This window comes from Pseudomonas lactis (assembly GCF_001439845.1).
GTDB lineage: Bacteria > Pseudomonadota > Gammaproteobacteria > Pseudomonadales > Pseudomonadaceae > Aquipseudomonas > Aquipseudomonas lactis.
On record NZ_JYLO01000012.1, the window covers coordinates 181,038 to 202,789 of the forward strand.

At 56.1% G+C, this 21,752-nt stretch carries 12 protein-coding genes; 6 read left to right on the top strand and 6 right to left on the bottom strand.

Translation table 11 applies throughout. The annotated features are described in order from the left end of the window. Window positions 1-79 precede the first annotated feature (79 nt). A complete protein-coding gene (locus TX24_RS21810; protein ID WP_015093398.1) occupies window positions 80-337 on the top strand; it encodes a hypothetical protein in 258 nt (85 codons plus the stop codon). Window positions 338-347: 10 nt separating this feature from the next. After that, entirely contained in the window at window positions 348-1,400 is a 1,053-nt protein-coding gene (locus TX24_RS21815) for an ADP-ribosylglycohydrolase family protein (RefSeq protein WP_057711138.1), read from the top strand. Between the two features lie 370 nt (window positions 1,401-1,770). Here the strand turns inward: TX24_RS21815 and TX24_RS21825 are convergent, their stop codons facing one another. From TX24_RS21825 to TX24_RS21835, 3 genes are read right to left on the bottom strand one after another with little or no spacing between them, the layout of a single operon-like run. Further along, window positions 1,771-4,116 (bottom strand): dynamin family protein, encoded by a 2,346-nt coding sequence (locus TX24_RS21825; protein WP_057711076.1) that lies wholly within the window; start codon window positions 4,114-4,116, stop codon window positions 1,771-1,773. Continuing rightward, on the bottom strand, window positions 4,113-6,356 hold the full coding sequence (locus TX24_RS21830; protein ID WP_057711077.1) for a dynamin family protein: 2,244 nt from the start codon (window positions 6,354-6,356) through the stop codon (window positions 4,113-4,115). The genes TX24_RS21825 and TX24_RS21830 overlap by 4 nt, the downstream gene beginning before the upstream one ends. A 13-nt stretch (window positions 6,357-6,369) precedes the next feature. After that, window positions 6,370-8,076: a dynamin family protein gene (locus TX24_RS21835; protein ID WP_057711078.1), complete on the bottom strand. Its 1,707-nt coding sequence runs from the start codon at window positions 8,074-8,076 to the stop codon at window positions 6,370-6,372. Window positions 8,077-8,732: 656 nt separating this feature from the next. Between TX24_RS21835 and TX24_RS32590 the strand changes: the two genes are divergently transcribed. Continuing rightward, on the top strand, window positions 8,733-9,071 hold the full coding sequence (locus TX24_RS32590) for a hypothetical protein (RefSeq protein WP_186354989.1): 339 nt from the start codon (window positions 8,733-8,735) through the stop codon (window positions 9,069-9,071). 83 nt (window positions 9,072-9,154) lie between these two features. Here TX24_RS32590 and TX24_RS21845 read toward each other — a convergent pair whose 3' ends face one another. Then, window positions 9,155-10,621 (bottom strand): DUF726 domain-containing protein, encoded by a 1,467-nt coding sequence (locus TX24_RS21845; RefSeq protein WP_057711079.1) that lies wholly within the window; start codon window positions 10,619-10,621, stop codon window positions 9,155-9,157. A 177-nt stretch (window positions 10,622-10,798) separates the two neighbouring features. After that, on the bottom strand, window positions 10,799-11,455 hold the full coding sequence (locus TX24_RS21850; RefSeq protein ID WP_057711080.1) for a hypothetical protein: 657 nt from the start codon (window positions 11,453-11,455) through the stop codon (window positions 10,799-10,801). A gap of 533 nt (window positions 11,456-11,988) precedes the next feature. Between TX24_RS21850 and TX24_RS21855 the strand changes: the two genes are divergently transcribed. Beyond that, entirely contained in the window at window positions 11,989-14,853 is a 2,865-nt protein-coding gene (locus tag TX24_RS21855) for a DEAD/DEAH box helicase (protein WP_057711081.1), read from the top strand. A gap of 284 nt (window positions 14,854-15,137) precedes the next feature. Here TX24_RS21855 and TX24_RS32595 read toward each other — a convergent pair whose 3' ends face one another. After that, window positions 15,138-15,401 (bottom strand): hypothetical protein, encoded by a 264-nt coding sequence (locus TX24_RS32595; RefSeq protein ID WP_244175892.1) that lies wholly within the window; start codon window positions 15,399-15,401, stop codon window positions 15,138-15,140. Between TX24_RS32595 and TX24_RS21860 the strand changes: the two genes are divergently transcribed. Both TX24_RS21860 and TX24_RS21865 read left to right on the top strand, forming a co-directional pair. Next, window positions 15,387-19,790 carry an Eco57I restriction-modification methylase domain-containing protein gene (locus tag TX24_RS21860; RefSeq protein ID WP_244175893.1) on the top strand — a complete coding sequence of 1,468 codons (4,404 nt, stop codon included), beginning with the start codon at window positions 15,387-15,389 and terminating at the stop codon, window positions 19,788-19,790. The genes TX24_RS32595 and TX24_RS21860 overlap by 15 nt on opposite strands. Window positions 19,791-19,963: 173 nt before the next feature. After that, a complete protein-coding gene (locus TX24_RS21865) occupies window positions 19,964-21,748 on the top strand; it encodes a DUF262 domain-containing protein (RefSeq protein WP_057711083.1) in 1,785 nt (594 codons plus the stop codon). The last annotated feature ends 4 nt before the right edge of the window (window positions 21,749-21,752 follow it).

Genomic DNA, 21,752 nt, shown 5'->3' on the forward strand with positions numbered 1-21,752 from the left:
CATTCTAGACCTGTCACTTAACACTACATATCTTGTGTCTGGCATTCGAAATGAATTGAAGTCACGGAAGGAAGTGGGCATGAGTATGTCGGAATTGGTTTCGACAGGGGCGTTGGTGATGATGGTGGCAATACTGCTGGTGTTACTGCATCAGTGGTTGAGGTTGCGTGACCTCTGGCAGATGGCTATGGATTGCCAAAAGAGTGCGCGCTGGGCACGGATTTGGGAGGCAGAGAACCGCGAGTTGCGTTCGGCACTGCGCGCTGAAAAAGCACACATCGAGCAGTTGCAAAGAAAGCTGGTGATTTTGCAGGAATTGATCCCGGCTGAGGGATAAGGGAATGGACATGAACAGACTTGAGCTGATCAAAGGTTGCCTGCTGGGTGGCGCTGTCGGTGATGCGCTTGGCGCCCCCGTGGAGTTTCTCGAGTGGCCGCTCATCGAGGCCAGGTTCGGTCCGCAGGGCATGATTGATTTTGCCCCGGCGTATGGCATCACCGGCTCCATCGGCGACAGCACGCAGATGATGCTGTTCACCGCAGAAGGCTTGCTGCGGGCATATGTGCTTGGGAGTTCACGGCAGCCTTGCCATGTCCCCAGCATTATTCATCACGCATTGCTACGTTGGCTGACGACCCAGGATTACCCCTCGCTGATACCGGTCGCCACAGATGGCTGGCTGATCAAGGATGTGGAGCTCTGGTCGAGGCGTGCCCCCGACTCAACTTGCCTGAGTGCACTCAAGGCCAGTGGGTGGCTTGGGGCGGTTGCCGAAAACCACAGCAAAGGCAACGGTGCCTTGGTCCGTGCTGCACCCTGTGCATTCTTTGCCAATGCATTCCACCACGCGGCCCAGTCCGGACGGCTGACGCACGGGCATCCGACATGCTATCTGGCGGCTGGGCTGTTTGCCGACATTCTTCAGCGTGTTGTCGATCGACGCGACAGCCTGGAACACGCAGTGACTCAAAGTCTGGCCAGGTATGGGCAAGTGCCTGGCATGGAAGAAACTCGCAACCTCATCGAGCGCGTGCTGTTGTACTTTTACGAGGGTTACTTGCCCACCCCGCAACGCATCGACGATTTTGGCGGTGGCTGGGTCGCAGAACAGGCGCTGGCCATCGGCCTGTGGTGCGCGCTGACCGCACGATCACTTGAAGAAGGGCTGGTCACGGCGGTCAATCACAGTGGTGACAGCAGCAGTACAGGGCTTGTCGTCGGGCACTTGTTGGGCGCGCAGTATGGCACCGCCACCGTTCCTGCTCGCTGGCTCGAGCGCCTGGAACTGCGTCAGGTGATTACGCAGGTAGCTGAAGATCTTGAACACGTTGCGCATGCGTACTGTGGGCTTGACGGCGAGTTTGATGAGCAGATTGAACTGGCGTATCCGGGGAGTTGAGCACGGTGAAGGCAGTGAACTTGCGCAGCGGAAAAGGAGCTTAAAATGCCGATCAAACCCAGACCCTTCACTTTTGAATGTGAAGGTTGTGGTTGGACGAAAACAGTGGCTCCGCAGAGTGATGCGTTGGCGCCCGGTGAGTGGATCGATCAGTGCCCGAAGTGTGGGAGCAAGGCGCTGAAGATGCGCCCTGCGGGGTGGTTTGCGGGGGCGGTGGCGGAGCTGTTGGCGCGGCGGCGATTTTGAGCGGGTGGCGGATGACCGTAGCACCTGCCTGATCGACTAACGTACAGGCCGGGGATGTGCATCCTGGCCTGTAAGGGCCTGCTATAGGGCAGACCCGGGTTCCCAAAAGTGCGCGTTCAGGCATTTAGCGGCGTATTCGAGTGCGCAGAAAGTCATCAGGCTCGGCAGAGGTTCTCGTGCGAACGAGTTCGCAAGCCTCCAAGGCTTTTCGAGCGGCCAGCTTGAGCTTTCGACGAAGGCCCTCGCATTCATCCACCAGTTTTTCCAGCCCGGAAGAATCGAACATTTGCTCAGATATGGGAAATGCTCGATCTATTCTGTCGAACAACACCGTTCCCTCTATTTCCAGCGCATCGAGCTTGAACCCGTTGAACTCGCCTTTGCGGCTCTCCAGCTGCGCTATATCGGTTTTGAGGGCCTGCTTGTAGGCATCGAACACTGCGTCGAGCTTGCTGGTAACTTTCCCGACCACATCCACTTTACGGTTGATAGAGCGCAGGAACTGGTCAAACGTCCGGCGGCTCGAGGGGTAGTCTTTCTTGCGTGTGGATGAATAGGCGCACATGCCCGCGTATTCGATACCAGCAAAGCTCAGGTCGTCGGCTACCTGATCCATGATCTGGCTAATGTCGTCTTGAGACTTCACATCTGCCTTGTTCAGCACGATGTACAGCGACTCTCCGCGAAACGGCGTGGATTCGATGAACTCGATATCGGACTGGTCGATGGTTCCGGCCGGGTCGAGTCCGATGACCCAGACCAGTGCCGATGCCTGATTGACCAGGGAAGCTGCAGTGCTGCGGTCGGAAGCCGCAGCCCCACCCGTATTACCAGGGTTGTAGCCGGGCGTATCGATGATGCACAGGTTGCCGAACAAGTCCGGATCCATGGGAACCTTGACGCTGATGAAGGGCAGGATGCGCCGTAGGTCGAAGCCGAAGGCCTGGACATATTCGTGGCACATGGATGCGTACAGGCTGGGCTCCAGGTCGATGGCCCCTCCGTTATACGAATAGCCCTTGATCCGGGTTTCTTCGGAACATACAACGTAGCTGGGTACCACGGTCACCGGGTTAATGCCAGTCGCCAGTTGCACGCTTGGGTTATGGATGAAGCTGTTGACGAACGCCGACTTGCCGCTACTGAAGCCGCCAGCAATGCTCAGGATGGTTTTGCCGGCAATGCTCGGGAAGTTGTTCAGCATCTGCATCTCGGCGAGAATCGCCTGCATATCGAGCATTGCCTGGGCTTCGCCGGCCAACGACGATTCGCGACTGGCGAACTCCATGTAGTCGTGGTTGATCAGGTCGGCGAATCTATCCAGCTGTTCATTGGTGGGTGGTTGCTGGGCCAGGACTTTGCTCACCAGGGAAAATTTTTCAGTGAGCGACAGGTGTTGCTTGTTGATGTCTGCGTAGTTGTTCTCCAGGTGCTGCTGAGAGGCCTTGAGTTGCTCGGTCAGGCTTTCCAGCAAGTCGACGTTCTGCTCCGTGGACAGTAACTGGTTTTTATGTTCCTCCAGATACGTCTCCAGTTCGGCTATTTGTGCCAGTGCCTGAGCCTTGCGTTCTTCCAGCTCCGCAGCATTGGCCCGTTCTGCCTCCAGCTGGGCAGTGAGCGCTTCATTGTTCGACTCCAGCGAGCCGATTTGCGCAGCCTGCCCGGCGCACTGTTCGGTCAACCGGTGTTGGGCGTCGTTCAATGCTTCGATCTGCTGGCGCGCGTCGGACAGCGTGTGTAGAAGTTCAGCGATACGCTGTTCTTTTTCGATCAGTTCTTGCTTGCGATCTGCCAGGTGCTCTTTAAGGGAGGCGATCTCGGCAAGCGCCTGAACCTTACGCTCTTCCTGCTCTGCCGCATTGACCCGTTCTGCCTGCAACTGGGTGGTGAGCACCTCATTACGCGATTCCAGCGTGCGGATCTGCTCTGCCTGCTCGGCGCACTGATCGGTCAACATCTGTTTGACGTTATTCAGTTCTTCGAGCTGCTGTCTAGTATTGGTCAGCGTGCGCTGAAGCTCTGTGATGCACTGTTCCTTGTCGACAAGCTGCTGCTTGTGATCGGCAAGGTGCTCTTCGAGCCCTGCGATCTGGGCCAAGGCCTGAGCCTGTCGCTCTTCCAGGTCCTTCGTGTAAACCTTGGCCTGGGTCAGCGCGAGCATGGCCTTCTGGAGCTTGCTCTTCTCCTGCGCAAGGGCTTCGGCGGTCGACGCCATGTTGGCTGTTTCAACCTGCAAAGCCTCGGTAAGCGAGTCGTTGCGCGACTTCAGAAAGCCGATTTCGTCGTTCTGGCCAGCGCACTGAGTGGTCAATTGCTGATTAGTGCTAAACAACGTGTCGAGTTGCCACTGGGCATCGTCCAGATGCCCCTTAAGTTCAGTTGCCAACTTCTTACGCTTGAACTGCCAGAACCGGGAGAGCGACTCCAGCGTCGATTGTGCCTGTTCATTGATACTTGGCGGGTTGCTCACAGGGTGACCTCTTCGGCCTTGCGCGCCAGACGTTCAAGCCGATCAATGGTTTGAGCCGCGTTGTCGACCTGATCCTTGAGCACATTGATCCTGCGTTGAATCTCGTCGACGAACGAATCGGAGATGGTGGAAGGCGCTTTGCGCTCAACATCGTTGATAAACGAACTGATCTTGCTTTTGACCTTGCTGCCCAACGAACCGATGAAGTCATCGGCTGCGTCCTTGAAGCGTTCAGCTTCGTAGCCCTTGAGCGTGCCGTTGCTTTTCAGGCTCTCGGGCAAAGGAATGCTCAGGTCAAAGTCATCATCTGGAATAGAATCAATGATTGAGTTAATCGCGAGCTTGATCATTTGCCCATTGGCATCTTGTTCAAGTACCTCACGGATCTTCGGGGTGAGGTTCCGGGCCAGTTCTTCGTTCAATCCACGGTGAGAGCTCTCCACCTTGGCACCCAGCTCATCTTGGATGTCGTTCATGAACTCGTTGATGGTGGAGATGACTTGGCTACTGATGATCTTGGCGCGGACGACCGTTTTTTCTGTAGTACCGCCACCCCATAGTTTGCGGGCAATCCAACTTCCAACCCCGTCGTTGTCGACTGTAATGGTTTCACTGAAAGAGCCTTCCGCGTCTTTAACAGTGGACTGTGTCTCACGGAGCAATTGCGCAGCTATCTTGCGCATGTCGTCACGCAACTTCTGGCGGTAGTCAGCCATGGTGTATTTGAAGCTGACATCCAGTTCCAGCGAGAGATCCAGTCGCTTCGACTCCAACGAAGCCAGCTGCTCGTCCAGCTGATCCACATTGGCGTTCTTGATCTGGATGACTTGGTTACGCGCCAAGTTGATGAGCAGCGCCTTGAATGCCTCAAGGTTCTTTTGTTTGCGAACCATTAGGTTGGCGATTTTTTCGCGTGTGATCTCAGCTTTCTTCTCACGCACCTGTGCAAGCATGGCGTTGATCGCGTCAATATTCGCCAGGCTGTCCAGGCTGCTCAACGACAGTTCCTGATTATCGCGGGTGAAGTAATCCGGGTAATCGGTGGACAGGTTGTCCCACGTCACCTGCTCGTTCGAGTCCCAGGTTTCTTGCGAGTTGAAGCGGCGGTTGAGGCTGTGGCACAAGCCTGAGCTATGCAGCAGGTTACGGTGCACCGAGCCGATCAGGTTGTCGAACACCGAGCCTACCTCCGGGCTGCTCAGCTTGAGGTCTGTCAGGGTGCTCTGCGCCCGCGCCGACAGTTGGGTGCGGATGGCTTCCACTGCATCGCTCAAGCGCGCGCGCTTTTCGCTGCCGTACAGCTGTGTGTCGATCTGGCTGGCAACCAGTACCAGTTCCTGAATGCCTTCCTTTTGGGTAATACGCCCCATCACCTCAAGGTCTTGCTCATTGAGGAACTGGCCGGCCGGGCTGACGATGAACACCACGTCGCAGGTTTTCAGCAGTTCGACCGTGCGCTCTTCGCGCGACTGGACCGGATCGTTCATGCCGGGGGTATCGATTATGCAGATATCGCGCAGCGCCTCGAGCGGCATGGCGACATGAACCGTCTTGGTGAACGGCATGTACGTGCCGTCGGCACCTACATAGTTGTGCAAACGAGCCGCCAGCTCTTTCGGGTTACCTGCCTGAATCTCGCTGTGCAAGTGCAGAGTGGCCGCATCGAGACCAGACCTCTTCATACGCTGGTACTGGTCGTATGCCGCGAACAAGCCTTCTTCGCGTTGCAGTTCACTCATGGCTTTTTTATCGGCCATGAGCGTCAGCTGCGCCATATCGAGGGGCGCGTCATTGGCCTGGGCGTTACGGCGCTTCACCAGCTCTTCCAGGCATTCGCGCTTGCGCGCGGCCAGCCGTTGCTCGAACTGGTCCGACTTGAAGCGGATCGCGGCGATATCCGTTTCGCTGTAGAACTCGACTTTGGCCTGGAACACTTCGCCCCAGGTGATGGTGGTCAACGCAGCAGTCATGGGCGTTGCGGCTTTGGGTAGGATCGGCTCGCCATCAAAGATCAACGCATTGAGCAGTGACGACTTTCCAGCTTTCACGCGACCGACAATACCGATGTTCATCAGCCGGTTCTGGTCTTGCAGAGTCTGGCATGCTTGCGCGAGCTGTTGCGGTTGGTCGATGCCGTTTAGCCGCTTGAATTGCTCGATTTCGCGCTCAAACAGGTCCTGGTTACTTGCGGCCAGTGTGTGCAAGTTTTCGCTAAAAGCGACGAGTGATTGGTAATCCATTAGGTCGTCCGCCTTACTTGTAGAGGTGTTCGTTTGCAGCGGCTTTTACTGCGTTAGCAAGGTTTTCCAGAACAGCGGTCTTTTCGCTGATCTGAGCTTCAAGCTGCAGGCTTTCTTGTGCGATTGAGTCGATTACGTGTTTTTGCTTGTTGATCTGCTCTTCGAAGCCGTCGCTGATCTTCTTCAGCATGGCGTTGAGCTGTTCGTCGATAATTGCCGGAATCTTTCCGCGCAGTTCCGCCTTGATGTTGGGGAATACTTCGCCGGTCAGTTTCTGGCGAAACGTCTCGCGCTCGTTACCGCCGCCTTTAAACATCTTGAGGATTTCGGGCAGGAAAATGATCACCAGCTCTACCAGTGGATTGACCACGGTGGTGGTGACGGCGAGCACGGTTGAAAGGCTGCGATAGAGCATGACGCCGCTTTTTTTGTCGTCCTCGGCCCGGTTGCTCAGGCGTGTAGACCAGTCGCTGAGCATTTCCGTGGTGCGTTCCAGCGAGAACTTGACCTTGTTGGAAAGCTCTTCGCTCCAGTTACCACTGATGTCCAGCACAGACATCTGGCTGCTGGTGGCACTCAGGTTACTGGCAATCCGGTCGACCATGCTGGTGGAGATGTCCTGCACTTCAGATTTGATCGTGCTGGCCAGGCTGCTGCGGATGATGTCGGAGAGGGCATTCGACAGGGCGCTCGAGTTCTTGCTGCTGCCCAGCGTGACCAGTTCGTCCAGGGAATCATTCAGCGCGTTGTCCAGACCGCGCAGGCTACGGTCGAGCATTTTCCCCGAGTAGCGATCCTTCAGGTCCGACTCCACATCCTTGCGTTGCTCCAGCAGCTTGACCAAGGCCTGTTCGAGTGCGCGCGCGGTTTGCTCGCTCTCGGTCTTGTCCTTTTTCAGCATGCTCAGCGCTAGGTTGATCTGCGCCAGCAATTCAAAGTTCTGATCCTTGAGGATGTCGATGAACAGACGCGAGAACAGCGCGTCGGGCTGCAAGGCGGTCAACGCACGCGTTAGTTCTTCGCCGCCCCGGTTGCCGAGCGTAATGCTGCGGCAATGCTCGCCGAAATACACCCCGAGCTGGTCGTCAATGTAAGCCTGCACGTCTTCCACTTGGTCGGCGGCGCGCAGATTACATTTACTTAGTAGGAACGTGAAGTCCGTGTTATAGGTTTTCAGCTCGTCGAGTTTGCGCAGCATCGATTGCGTAATGTTGCCGTCCTCGATGCTGGTCAGCACCACAAAATGCACACCGCGCGGCAGGTAGTAAGCAATCGCCTTGTTGTGGTTTTCCAGCGATGAGCCAAACCCGGGCATGTCGACCAGTACCAGAGGCGCAATGGCTTTCAACGCCTCGCTGTCGAGGTACAGGCGCAAATGTGAAAACTCGCTGGAGCGACGATTGATTGAGCTCAACGCTTCGACAGGCAAGCGTTCCTGCACACCATCGGGCTTGATCGCCAGCAGATAGGGCTCGGAGGAATAACGCAGTTCGGTCGCCAGTTCAGTTTCCGGCGCAATCCCAACCGGCAATATGTCCTTGCCCATCAGCGCGTTCAAAAGTGAGCTCTTACCGGCGCTGAAGGCCCCGATTACGGGAACTACAAGCTCGGTCTCCATTACTTTGGGGAGCAGTGACTGATCGAATGAAAACGCTTGGCCGTTGAGCAGCGCCTGCATTTTCTTCAAGTAGGTGGCGAGCGCTTTCTGGCTGTCGAGCATGGTGATAATCCTTTAAGTGTTGAGGGGCTGCGCGAAGCCTCGGCATAGAGGGCACTGAGGCTTAAGCGTTGGGATATTCAGGGTACTGTTGGTTTTTAATTCGTCGTGCGAGAAGGGCTCCGGCCCGCCGTTCACCAGGTCAGCGCGTCACTGCTTAGCGCCGGTCCAAAAGCATTGAGTGCAATTGAAGGCGTGGGGCAAAGGCATGAACACGTCCTTGTTTATAGGGTATTGATCGCGCATGTCCTGTAACTGACGTCATATCGCTTCCCGGATGAGATGGCGTTGGGTAAATCCTATAGATCGGCGCGATGTGATTTGCCTGCATGATGGCACTTTGATTCGGTATCGTAAACTGTCAACAAAACGCCCATATTCCGGCGATTTCTTCAGCGGAAAGACTCATTCTCAAGCCCTTGTGCGGAGGTGCATGCCTGAAAGTTTTACCTGTGTACTTAACCAGTATTTAGGCGTTATTCGTTTTACAGCTAGCGGGGTGGGGGAGAACGAAAGCAGGCCAAGTTTTTTGCTCGACAGTGAGCGTGTGGCGCTGCAATTATTTTTTTGGTGATGTCTTATTGATATTATGACGGTCGCGTTTTGGGTGGTGGGCCTCGCTTGGTTATCCCGCGAGCTGACAGGAGCAGCAATTAATTGTGGTTGTTATTGGTCTCGTCATCGCATTGATCGGCTTTGCGATAATGTCCCGTCCTTTCAAGATTGGTTTCGGCCTCTATTTGGCCTTCCTGGCTTACTACATCTACCTGTATGGCGGTAAAGGGGGGGTTGGAAGAGGCGTCCACTGCATTTTCACTCGTGTCTGGGGCGGTAGCCCTGCTAGTGCGCCAGTTGCAGGTGAGGAAGAGCTCGAGTACAGCGAGGCGTTTGCTGCGATGATTCTAGAGCAAGAGGAAAGTGGCTTTCAGAAAATGGATGCTGACGACTTGCTCGCGTTACTCGAGCGCAAGCTCAGCGAGACTAGGAGCGGGAGATAGGCTGCGCTCGCGGCAAGGGCGAGATCAGGTTCGATCTCCCGTGCCTGGCCAGCGGCATGGCTGGTCAGGCATTTTGCAGAGTGCTAACGCAGCCCTTCGTTGTTCAGTTGCAAGCGCGCATAGAACAGAATTGCGACCGCTGGAATCAACGCAGAGTAGCCGGGTTTGACCGCGCTTTTCAGGTTGGTGACTGCGGCCTTGATGCGTTCGGTCGAGATCAGCCCGGTCAGCGACGGAAGCATTGATATTGAGGCCAGTGCCAATCCATTGGTCTCGCTCGACAATGCCGAGCTGCTGTTTCGATACACAGGCGCCGGTGGCTCCGGAGTCGAGAAATAGGAGGTAATGGTCAGGCTGGCGGCCAGGCTATCGACCTGTTCGAAGTAGCCTTTCTCTGTCATGGCCGCCATATGCTCAGTAATCTCCTGTCGCGAAGCAAGCACATGAGCCTCACCGAACGAAGAGCGGAAACACGTGCTGATCAGTAGCGCTTCCATCTCCACCACCTGCGCACAGTTGTGTAACTCGCTCAGCAGATCGTAATGCTCCGCCAGCATCAACAGAATCTGCACATACTTCAGGCCCCGGCCGCGTGCCACGTTGACCAGGCAGTGCCCGCCCAGAAGTTGGAATTCCTTGCTCAGCAGGTAGAGCGAATGATCGGTTTCCAGCGTCGTCCAGCTGCTGCTACGCAAGTGCTTGGCGAATTGGCCGCGGATGCGGTCGCTGGTCAGTTCGAGCAGGTCGTACAGAAAGTGGTCGGTTACCACAGGATCGGGGTTCTTGATGATGGGGTGGGGCTGAAGAGAAACGGGTAGGCCACTTTGGTAACTGTGGAAACCTGATTCTCTCAGTACCTGCTCCAGTCGCGGCCAATAGTCCGTGTGGCCGAAAGATTCCATGCGCACATTTTTGCAGTTGGCAACTGGTTGGCGGCCGGCGCTGTTTTCCCCGATATTCAACCGCAGAATGTCATCATCTTTTGAGTAAGCGTTGTACAGCTTGCAGTTGGTGCGCTTGCGGATGGCACGCGCCTCATTGCCCGACAGTTCGGTAGCTGCGGCCATCAACAGCACGTCGCCGATTTCGAGGTCGTGATTGGCGGGCTTGTGCAGCATGTCGAGCAGCGCACTGACGACGACCCGTCCGCCAAGTGAATGCCCGACCAGGTTGATCTTCGACACGTAAGGATGAAATTCGAGGAGGTAGCGCTCGAGTTGTGACAGCAGTGTCTTGCCCATGGCGGTTGCGCGTTTGCGACTGCTGTTGAAGTGCACGGCGCGGTCGACCACTGCAGCCGCAGCGCCCGCTAAGACATTGACCCGGGTGATCGCCGACACTCCGCCGCTGGACAACGCATCGAACTGACTCCAGTGACCCGACGGCCAGAAAGCAAAGATGTTGACGCAGTTGTGCAGGGACGAAGGGATGCACTTTCGCAGCGCGCACCGGTCTTCCATGTCGTGGCCGGCGGAGTAGCCATGGATGAAGACGTTTGCGACCTCTCCTGAACGGTGAGGGAGGCTCAGGAATTTGAATGTATGGCTCACGTGACGGGGTATCCGAGACTGTAAGGTGCGACGTTGATCAAAAATAGCTCGCAATGCCGCTACGAGCATCCTCATCCTCGACGGTCGCCAGTTGGTAGGGGCTTTCTGGTATGAGCTCGGGGGTACTCTTTTAGCGCAAGCGCTGTCGTTTACACTGGATAACAAGCATCGCCGCGTTTATCGCTTGCCGATACCCAGGCCATTGGTAATCCGGCATTTCGTAGGCTCGAGACCACCCCAATGGTTGGACGGATAACGGCCGGCGTTCACTACCGTACCTTCCGTCGTTTGGACTTCTAGCACGGCATTCCAAAGCGACACTCTGGGCGCTTCCAAGAAGGGGTCTAGACACAAAAAGTGAGTCACTATGGTTTTGGCCCGACCTTCCGGACCGTCAATCACCTGACTCTGATAGCCGACCACCAATAGCCAATGACCCTCGCCGCCTGGCCAGTCCACGCCGACAATCGTTGAGTACCCAGCGGTTACCGCTGCGACCAAATCAGTGACAAGTGAACGGGTAGTGCCGTTGAATTTCTTCAGGCTGAGCTGGTTACGAAAGCAATCCAGTAACCAATCCAGGTCGTACTCGTCGGTGCCGTTATTGATTAGCCCACCGAACTCAATCAACCGGTTATAAAATTTTCCCAATCGGGTTCGACCATCGTGCAACCCCATGTAACTCGCTTCAAAGCGGGTAACAATGCCATTGGCTACCAGTGCCATCATCAAGCTATAGGGGCCACAGGCCCCGTCGAGATCCCCCTGGCGGAAGTGCACCGCCTCGCCGGCTTCGTTCACCGGTCCAGATCGCGAAAGGGAAAGCTGGGGCATTACATTCATTACGTTCAAGGGGGAGCGTCCGATGCAAAGGCGAGCGGTAGAAGCGGTACCGCGACTCGCAAAAGGGAAAACGATAGCAGTTGATGATGGCTAATCGCCTTGCGTCTGTCGAGTATCAGTTATGATCAATTGCATTCCAAAAGGCTATCACCCTTGCTGCATTTTTACCCCAATCTAGGATGGTGCGCGAACCAATATGCCAACCATGTGGATGATTCGAGGTGACGGAGGCCGTCTTTACGACCATCCCTTTCAAGGTCCTTTCGTTTTGGCATCCTTGATGACCCTATCTGTTGAAACCCCGCCCGTTCCAATAAGCGCAAAGCTGGTAAAGTGCCACCCGCCAGATAGACGTGGTGGCGTCCTCGACGGACGTTATCACTGCTGAAAATGCATCGGCTCATGCCGCGACTGAGCGGTAATGAATTGATCAGCGGAGTGCCGATCTGTCTGGGTTTATTAGGCGATCGATTTATCTTAATGCAGTTTTCTGTGTACCTAGTGCCCTGACAAGGATTGCACCAATGCAACTGACCCAAGCCCCAGCCCCCGGTGCACGTGCAGTGATCCGCGATGAAGAGTGGATTATCCAGAATGCCGACCAATGCAATCTTGGTGGCTGGCAGCTCTCCTGCATAGGCGTGTCGGAAACCGTGCGCAATCGTCATGCGCTTTTCCTCACTGAACTCGAAGGCGTCACGCTGATTGACCCAGCAAAGACTGAGCTGGTGTACGACGAATCGCCCACATTTATTGCTTCGCGGCTGTTTATCGAGGCGCGTCTGCGTCAGTCGGCGCTGCAAAGCGAGTCGGTAGTGATTGGTCAGCATGGGGTCATGGATGCGCTGCCGTTTCAGTTGCAGCCCGCTCATCAGGTCTTGCAGCAGCTGCGCCCGCGCTTGCTCATTGCGGATACAGTAGGCCTAGGTAAAACCCTTGAGGCCGGCATCCTTACTGCTGAGTTGATGCGCAGAGGTAAAGCGCGCCGCATTTTGGTGGTCACTACCAAAAGTATGATGCGCCAGTTTCAGCAGGAGTTCTGGAACCGCTTTACCATCCCGCTCACCCGCCTGGACTCAGCCGGTATTCAGCGCATTCGTCGCGATATCCCTGCCAATCACAATCCCTTCAACTACTTCGACCGCACCATAATCTCGGTCGATACCTTGAAGCGCGACAGCGAGTACCGGCACTACCTGGAAAGCGCCTGGTGGGATCTGATCATCATCGACGAAGCCCACAACGTTTCCTACAAGGGCAATCGTACCCAAAGTAATCGCTTGGCTGAGTTACTCTCGCAACGCTCCGATGCATTGATCTTGCTCACCGCCACGCCGCACAACGGCAAAAAAGACAGCTTCGCCAGCCTCGTGCGCATGCTCGACCCCACGGTGCTACCAGCAGGGGCCGACTACACCCGTGAGGATGTCGATCACCTCTTTGTTCGCCGTTTCAAGAAAGACGTGCGCGAGCAGATGACGCAGGAGTTCCCAGAGCGAGAAGTGTTTCGTTTGGCCTGCGCCGCAAGCCCGGCGGAAAACCTCGCCTTCGATGCCCTAGCCGAGCTCAAACTTAATAGCGACGGGACCGGTGCGCGCGACGGTGCCATGTTGTTCCGCACCGTGCTGGAAAAGGCGCTGTTCTCTTCCCCGGCAGCCTGCCTACAAACGCTGAAAGAGCGCATCCGAAAGCTCGAGGTAAAAGACGCACGCCATCCTGATCTTGAGGGGCTGCGTGATCTTCAAGTTCTGGTGCAGGCCATCAGTGCCGACAAATTCAGCAAATTCCAGCACCTCATCAGCCAGCTCAAACAAGGTCAGCACTGGCGTTGGGATGGCAAAGATCCAAGTGACCGCCTGGTGATCTTCACCGAGCGAGTGGAAACACTGAAATTCCTCCAGCTAGAGCTGCCCAAGGCCTTGGGGTTAAAAGACAACGCCGTAGCCATCCTGCACGGCCAATTGCCTGACCAGGACATCCAGCAGGCGGTCGAAGATTTCGGCAAAACCCATTCGCCCCTGCGCCTGCTGATTGCCTCGGATGTGGCCTCCGAAGGTCTTAACCTGCACTACCAAGCTCATCGGCTGATCCACTTCGATATTTCCTGGTCACTGATGGTGTTCCAGCAGCGCAATGGTCGTGTGGATCGATATGGTCAACTGCATGCCCCGAAAATCGGCTACCTGCTGACAGAACCTCGCCACGAGAGAATTCGCGGTGACTTGCGCTACCTGGAAATCCTGATTGCTAAGGACGTGCAGGCGGCGAAGAATATCGGCGATCCATCAGCCTTTATGGGGTTGTATGACGAGGAGCTGGAAGCCTTCGAAGTGGCCAAGGCCATTGAAGGCAACCGCACTGTCGAGGAATTCGCCGCGCTACTGGCTGGGGATGATATCGACCCTTTCGAAGCCCTGTGGGGCGCGAACGTACCCGGCACTGATAGCGTTGCGCCCGCCAGCACAGCAGTGCTCATGGTGCCCACTGCTGAACTCACCAGTCTGTTTAACGACAGCTACATTTACCTTCGCGATGCCTTGCGCTGGCTGGCGCAACAGTCGCCGCGCGAACATGCTGCAATCAAAACGGATGATGCCAGCCGCACGCTGAGCTTCCAGCCCAGTCGCGACCTTGCCCAGGTGCTCAAGCGTGATCTGGCCAGCGAAATGTGGCCGAACGATAATACCTTTGCCTTGAGCGCCGATAAGGCTGTGGTTGAAGAGGCCATCAAACAGGCGCGCGACACCAATGCCTGGCCGCAGCTGCACTACCTCTGGGCGCTCAACCCAATTGCCCAGTGGCTCGACTACAAACTTATGGCACTGTTTCGTCGCCAGCGTGCGCCGCTGCTGCGCGTTGCGAAGGGGCTGACCGCAGGCGAAGCCATCGTGCTGGTGCTCGCCCAGGTGCCCAATCGCCGGGGTCAAGCCGTGCTAGCCGAGTGGCTCGGTGTACAGCTCGATGCTGCTGGGCAGGTGGTAGGCGTACTCAGCCTGGCGGAAACACTACAGCGCACAGGACTCACCAGCACCGCGAAAGCCCAGGCCAACGATGGTCAGGCGCCCGACAGCCGTGCCCTGCAAAGTGCACTACCGGCGGTTATTCAGGCAGCTGAAAAACACATCAAACCGATCAAGCAGGCCTTCGATGCCAACTGCCGCCAACGTCTGGAGCGCGAGTTGGCCAAACTGCAAACCCTGCAGCTCAAACACAACGAACAGCTGGAAATCGATTTCGCCAAGGGTATAGAACAGGTCATCGCAGCCAAACGTAAGCAGAAAGAAAGCGCCACCGCAGACCTGTTCAGCAACTACCAACAATGGATTCGCGACACCCTGCAACTGGATGACCGCGCTCAGTTCACCGTTGTTGCCGCACTGATGGCTTAAGGAAGGAATACAGCATGAGTTTTGCCATCACCGGCCTCACCAATGCCAACGAGTTCTACAGCCAGCACTACCTGGACGAGATCCTCGAAAAAGACCTCAAGCCGCTGTTTGACCAATGGAAAGAGCAGGGCGCGCAAAGCCCCGTCGCTCGTCTGCGCACTGCTGCGGGCGCTAATGGTTACTTCCGTGCCCGCGAGCGCTTTCTGAATGAGCGCAAAACTAGCGAGCGCGCCAGCCTGTTTATTGACTTAGTGCAGCCTCTGCTCGCTGCCCTAGGTTACGAGCTAGTGCCTCAGAACCTTACGTTGGCCGAAGGCGAATTGCCGGTGCTCGCGGTGTACCGCGATGCCAAGCACCAGCCGCTGTTGGTTGTTGCGGCAGCTATTGCCAATGCGGAAGACGACGAGAACAGCCCACTGCAATTGCTTGCGCCGGCGGCCAGTGAACAAGGCAAAGGTAAATATGCCCACAGCGATTGGGAGGAAACCCTCAGCAAACGCCTGTTTGCCGACGACCACCCGCCACGCTGGGTATTGCTGCTGCACCATGAAGAGTGGCTGCTGATCGAGCGCAGCAAATGGGGGCGCAAGGCACTGCTGCGCTTCAACCTGCCGGAACTGTTCGGTCCGCGTGATGACAAGCAATTCCGCGCTATGGCCGCGCTGCTGGGCAGCCAGTCGGTGCTTCCGGTGGAAGGCGGCGTGGCGCTGCTCGACAGCCTGGACGACAGCTCGCACAAGCATGCCTTTGAGGTATCCACTGATCTCAAATACGCCCTACGTGAATGCATTGAGCTGATTGCCAATGAGGCTATATGGTACAAACGCACGGTGGCCAAAGAGAAGGTGTTTGAGCGTAACGATACCGACCTAGCCGACCAGCTCAGTCGTGAAAGCCTGCGCTACATGTACCGTCTGCTGTTTATGTTTTATATCGAGGCGCGGCCCGAGCTGGGGTATGCGCCCATCGATGCCGAGGCCTACCTCAAAGGCTACAGCATCGAGCACCTGCGCGAATTGGAACAAACCCCGCTGATCACCAGCGAAGCTCAGGAAGGTTTCTATTTTCACGACAGCCTCAGGCAGCTCTTTGGCTTGATCTGGCAAGGCTATCCGCACCGGGATGCCAGGGCGAGTCAGCTCGACTTGGGTGGCAGTCATGATAGCTTGCTCGACAACGGCTTCACCATCGCGCCGCTACAAGGACACCTGTTTGACCCTACGCGCACACCGCTACTGGGTAGCGTGAAGCTGCGTAACTCGGTGCTGCAGAAAGTGATCGAGCTAATGTCATTGTCCCGGGGCGGTGGCAAGAGCCGTCGTGGGCGTATCAGCTATGGCACCCTCGGTATCAACCAACTGGGTGCGGTGTACGAATCGCTGCTGTCCTTCCGTGGCTTTTTCGCCGAAGAAGATCTCTACGAGGTACGCCCTGACCCCAAGGGTAAGAAGGCAAGTACGGGCGACGAGAGCGAAGAAGACGATTCGAGCGAGAGTGATACGGACAGAGAGGAAGGCCTCGATACCCCCAGCGCCGCCGACAAGAAAAAAGATGCCGAGGTCAACCCGCTGGATGCGGCGTATTTTGTACCTGCTAGTAGCATCAGCCACTATACAGACGCTGAACGCTTGTTTGGTGGCAATACGAAGATTCATCCTAAGGGCAGTTTTATCTATCGCCTGGCCGGTCGTGCCCGCGAGAAATCGGCGAGCTATTACACCCCGGAAGTGCTGACCAAATGCCTGGTCGAGCATGCGCTGAAGGAGATTGTCCCCGGCAAGTCGGCAGATGAAATTCTGAAGCTCACCGTGTGCGAGCCGGCCATGGGTAGCGCTGCGTTCTTGAACGAGGCCGTCAGCCAATTAGCCGAAGCTTATCTGCAGGCCAAGCAGAAGGAGCTGGGCCGCACTATCCCGCACGAGCAGTACACCGAAGAAAAACAGCGGGTGAAGATGTTCATTGCCGACAGCAATGTCTTCGGTGTGGACCTCAACCCCATTGCGGTGGAGCTAGCCGAAGTCTCCTTGTGGCTCAACGCCATTTTCAAAGGCAGCCATGTGCCGTGGTTTGGCTTGCAGCTGTACAACGGTAACTCCCTGGTGGGCGCGCGACGCGAACTGTTTAGCACCGCCCAGCTCAGCCCGGGCAGGGGTGAAAACGGTCTGCCCGAACGCGACTGGCGCGCTGCCGCGCCGCGTGCTTTGCCACTCACACAAGTGCCCGCCGCTACCGATGTATACCACTTTTTGCTACCTGCTGAAGGCATGGGTATGGTCAGCGATAAGGTGATAAAGGCACTGAAGCCCGCGGCCTTCAACCAATTCAAACAATGGCGCAACGCCTTTACTGCGCCGCTGAGTAGCGATGAAATCAAACGGGTACAGGCGCTAAGTGTTGCCACCGAGCAGCTCTGGCAGCAACACGCCCAGGAGTTGGCCCGTGTGCGCGCCGCTACTTGCGATGAGCTTCATGTATGGCCCGACCCGGCCGCGAACCGCGCTCCGACTAGCACCGCGCAGAAAGATGCCGCCTACCAGCGGGAAATGCTTAGCGAAGCGCAGAAAAATGCCAGCCCATACCGTCGCCTCAAACTGGTGATGGATGCCTGGTGCGCCCTGTGGTTCTGGCCACTGGATAAAGCCAGCGAGTTGCCTAGCCGCGAACACTGGTGGTTTGTGCTGGAAACTGTACTGCTCGGCAATGCCAGCCTGAACAGTGTGTCGGCGGATGATCTATTCCCAGAAACCCACCCGCAGCAGGGGCTGGACTTTGCTCCCGAGCGTGACCGTTACGGCTATGTCGATATCGCCGCGCTGATCAACGCCTTGCCTCAACTGCAGGTGGCGCAGCAAGTGGCCGGCCAGCAGCACTTTATGCATTGGGCGCTGGAGTTTGCTGATGTCTTCAAGGATCGTGGCGGCTTTGATGTAGTGCTGGGTAACCCGCCTTGGATCAAGGTGGAGTGGAACGAGCAGGCGCTGCTCTCGGACTTTGATCCGCGTTTTGCCATTCGTAAGCTTAGCGCCAAGCAGACGGCGGATCAGCGTGAAGCGGTGTTTGCCGCCTTGCCGCACGCAAAGGCTGATTTTCTGGCTGAGTGCGTGGCTACAGAAGGTATGGGGCAGTTTCTCAACGCCGTACAGAACTATCCGCTACTCAAGGGTCAGCAGAACAATCTGTACAAATGCTTTCTGCCGCTGGTGTGGCAGATCGGTAGTGGCGTACAGGCGCTACTGCACCCCGAGGGAGTGTATGACGACCCCAAGGCGGGAGAGCTGCGCGCATCCCTATATCCTCGCTTGAAGGCGCATTACCAGTTCACCAATGTGAATCTGTTGTTTCAGGAAGTGATGATCTGGGTCCGATATTCCATCAACGTTTATGGGCGTGTTCAGAACGAGATTCGCTTCCGGACAATGGCCAACCTGTTCGCGACAGCGACGGTAGCGGCCAGCCTGGAACATACTGGCGGTGGCTCCGTTCCGGGTATTAAAAGGAATGAAGGTGGATGGAATACGGCCGGTCATGCCAGTCGAGTGATAGAAGTGGATGAAGCCTTGCTGGCTACCTTTGCTCAGCTCTATGACATTCCTGGGACTCCTGCATTGCAGGCCCGCTTGCCCGCGGTACATAGCCGTGAGCTGGTTGCAGTGCTGGAAAAATTTGCCTGCGTACCAAGAAGACTCGGAGATCTGCAGGGTAATTATGGCACCCTTGAAATGTGGCACGAAACTGGCGCGCAAAAGGACGGCACCATCTGCCGCCGTAACACCAGCGAACACGGTTTTGTCTCTGATCCCGCCGAGTTTGTGCTGTCCGGCCCGCATTTCTTTGTCGGTAATCCGTTCTACAAGACACCTCGTATGGTTTGCACAACTCCACGTGCTTATGATCCGCTCGACCTTGAATTACTACCTGACGACTACCTGGCGCGTACTAACTACCTACCAGCCTGCGACGCACAGGAGTACGCCCGTCGTGTGCCAAGGGTGAGCTGGGTGGAAGAGGGCGAGCGCGAAGCGAGAGCGGCGACAAGGTATTATCGCATGGCTTTTCGCGGCATGCTGTCCCAGTCAGGTGAGCGTACTTTGATTGGCTCAATTGCAGCACCGGGACAGGCGCATATTAACGGCGTGCAAAGCACCGTATTCAAAAGCGTTGAGCACCTGCTGTATCAAGCGATCTTTTCGTCGTCTTTGACCGCAGATTTCTTTATCAAAACCACCGGACGAAGCAATCTGCACTTTATCTGGGAGCAGTTTCCTATGGTGGAAATGCAGGCTGCTGCTGCGTTGAGAACCTTGACACTTAACTGCCTCACCACTCACTACGCTGACCTCTGGCGCGACTGCTGGCAGCCCGCTTTTCAGCAGGATTGTTGGGCCAGTAACGACCCGCGCCTGACGCAGGACTTCTTCACTCAGCTCACCCCCGACTGGCAGCGCAACTGTGCCCTGCGCAGCGACTATGCTCGCCGTCAGGCGCTGGTGGAAATCGACGTGCTCGCTGCCCAGGCACTCGGACTCACGCTTGACGAACTGCTCACCATCTACCGCGTGCAGTTCCCGGTGATGCATCAGAACGAGCGTGACACATGGTACGACGCTCAGGGGCGCATCATCTTCACCGTGAACATTGGGCTTGCGGGCGTGGGCCTGCAGCGCAAGGCCGGCAAGCGCGACGCCAACTGCACCGTGCGCCTGCCCGATGGCAGCACCAAAACCGGTCGTCTCGGTTGGGAAGATGTAAAACCCAAAAACGGCCAACCCCAAGTCCCCGACGGCACCGTCATCGAGTGCCCTATCCTTGACGACACCCAACCCGGCGGCCCAATACACCGCACCATCCAATACACCGCCCCTTTCACGCTGGCTGACCGCGAAGCTGACTATCACGTAGCCTGGGCGCATTTTGCCAAGGAGGCGAACCATTGCTAACCCTACTGGAGGACTCAGCAAGGCGGATATCGGACAGCTCAAAGTTCTGCTGACGGATTGTATGAGCAACAGATGTTGAAGCGTGATGGCGCGAGCCATCGTTATTTCGTGCGCTAGCCGCTAAAGCCTGGATACCAGCACACCGCTGAGCTACCACCATAAGGAAACGGATTTTGGCTACCCAAACCATCGAGCAGTTCTTCACCGGCAAGACCCTGGAAATTCCCGCGTACCAGCGTGACTACGCCTGGACGACCAGCAATATCGACGACTTGTTTGAGGATATCGAGGAAGCGATGGAGCTGGGCGGTGGCCACTATCTGGGCACCTTTATCTTGTCGCAGACTGGAAAGATGGCACCGGTGCGAGTGGTGGATGGTCAGCAGCGGCTTACCACGCTGACCATGCTGCTCGATGCTTTGGTTGATGCAGTCGATGAGTTGCCCATCAAGGAGCATTACCGCAGTACCTACATCACGCATCCTGTATACGGCCCCAAGTTCACCGTTCTTGGCAGTAACAAGTCATTCTTTTCTGCACTACTGAATGATGAGATGCCAGAGCCTGATTCTGATGGCCAGCAGCGCTTACTGGTTGCCTACCAGTGGATTCGCCAACGCATCAGAGCCATCAAGGTGCACCAAGGACAGGAAGCCATCAAGAGCTGGTTGCTGAGCATCAGCCATCTTGAGGTGCTTGAGTTCACCGAGGCCAATGAGGGTAAAGCCATTCGCATGTTCCAGTCGGTCAACGACCGGGGGGTACCTTTGGCGAAGATGGATATCGTCAAGAGTTTGTTGATCTATTACTCCAATCGCTTTCTGGATGGCGAATTGGATTCGATGATCGCTGATAAGTTCGGTGAGGCCTTCCGCAGCTTTAGCAAACTCAAGAAGCTCGCGGCGGAGCCGGGTTATCAGATTCGTCTGATCAATCGTGATCCGTTCCGGGAAGACGACGTGCTGCGGTATCACTATTTCGCGTTTAACGGCGAGCAACACGATGTGGAGTCCGGGGCGGATTACAACGCAACCTCTGAAACAGTTCTGGAGTCTTTCCTCAAGCCGGCACTCAAAGCCATGCGCGGCGACAAGGAGCGCTTAGCCAGGTTTATCAGTGATTATGTCAGTGATTTGGAGGTGTTCTTTAAAGGTCTGCTCGGTTTGGCTGAGGGGGGGCGAACCAACCGAGGCCTTTATCTGCTGCTGGTTGTTCAGGATCTCTCGGCCACGCTTTACCCGCTGATCATCCGCCTGTTCACTTCGAAGATGCTGGAGGTGCAAGTACCTAGCTATCTGAATTATTCGATGCTTGAGTTGATTGAGCTCGCAGACCTTCGTGTGTTTAAACTGCAGGGTACGAATCCGCAAGCCGACATGGCTGCTCTCATGCGAGCGTTTAGTCATTTAACCACTGAGGAGATTGCTGAGCGGTTGATCAATTTTTGTCAGCGGTTTATGCCAAGCGCTAAGTTCGAGTCGCGTTTGGCTGGGGAGGAGATGTTCCGAAACCCTGGGCTTGCGCGAGTTTTGTTGGAATCTGAGAGCGCAGCCAGAGTCGCCGTGGGTTTGCCACAGCTCGATATAGGAGACCTGGTCGAGATCAGTACTGCAGGTCTGACCATCGAGCATATTCTTCCGCAGGAGCCTTCCTTTGGCGTCCGTCTGTATGGTTTCCGCACTGAAGACGCCTATCTCGAGCATATCCATCTGCTCGGTAATCTCGCACCGCTTGAGAAGCGCATCAACAGTGCCTGCAATAACTGCTCAGCGGAGAACAAGATGCGCGATCAGAAATTGTACCGGTCTTCGCAGTTCAGGTTAATCCAGGGGGTGGCGGCCAAGAACGCTAGTGCCAATCCAGCCTTTTCCAAGGATGCGATCCTTGCCCGTAGCATCGAGATTGCCAAGTTCTCAGTGAAAAAATGGCCCCTCACTGAAGCTGATCTTGCCGAGTAAAAAA

Bases quoted from the DNA above. Each gene is read 5' to 3' on its own strand.
- TX24_RS21810 (WP_015093398.1), top strand. From the start codon at position 80: ATGAGTATGTCGGAATTGGTTTCGACAGGGGCGTTGGTGATGATGGTG.
- TX24_RS21815 (WP_057711138.1), top strand. From the start codon at position 348: ATGAACAGACTTGAGCTGATCAAAGGTTGCCTGCTGGGTGGCGCTGTC.
- TX24_RS21830 (WP_057711077.1), bottom strand. From the start codon at position 6,356: ATGGATTACCAATCACTCGTCGCTTTTAGCGAAAACTTGCACACACTG.
- TX24_RS21835 (WP_057711078.1), bottom strand. From the start codon at position 8,076: ATGCTCGACAGCCAGAAAGCGCTCGCCACCTACTTGAAGAAAATGCAG.
- TX24_RS21850 (WP_057711080.1), bottom strand. From the start codon at position 11,455: ATGCCCCAGCTTTCCCTTTCGCGATCTGGACCGGTGAACGAAGCCGGC.
- TX24_RS21855 (WP_057711081.1), top strand. From the start codon at position 11,989: ATGCAACTGACCCAAGCCCCAGCCCCCGGTGCACGTGCAGTGATCCGC.
- TX24_RS32595 (WP_244175892.1), bottom strand. From the start codon at position 15,401: ATGGTGCAGCAGCAATACCCAGCGTGGCGGGTGGTCGTCGGCAAACAG.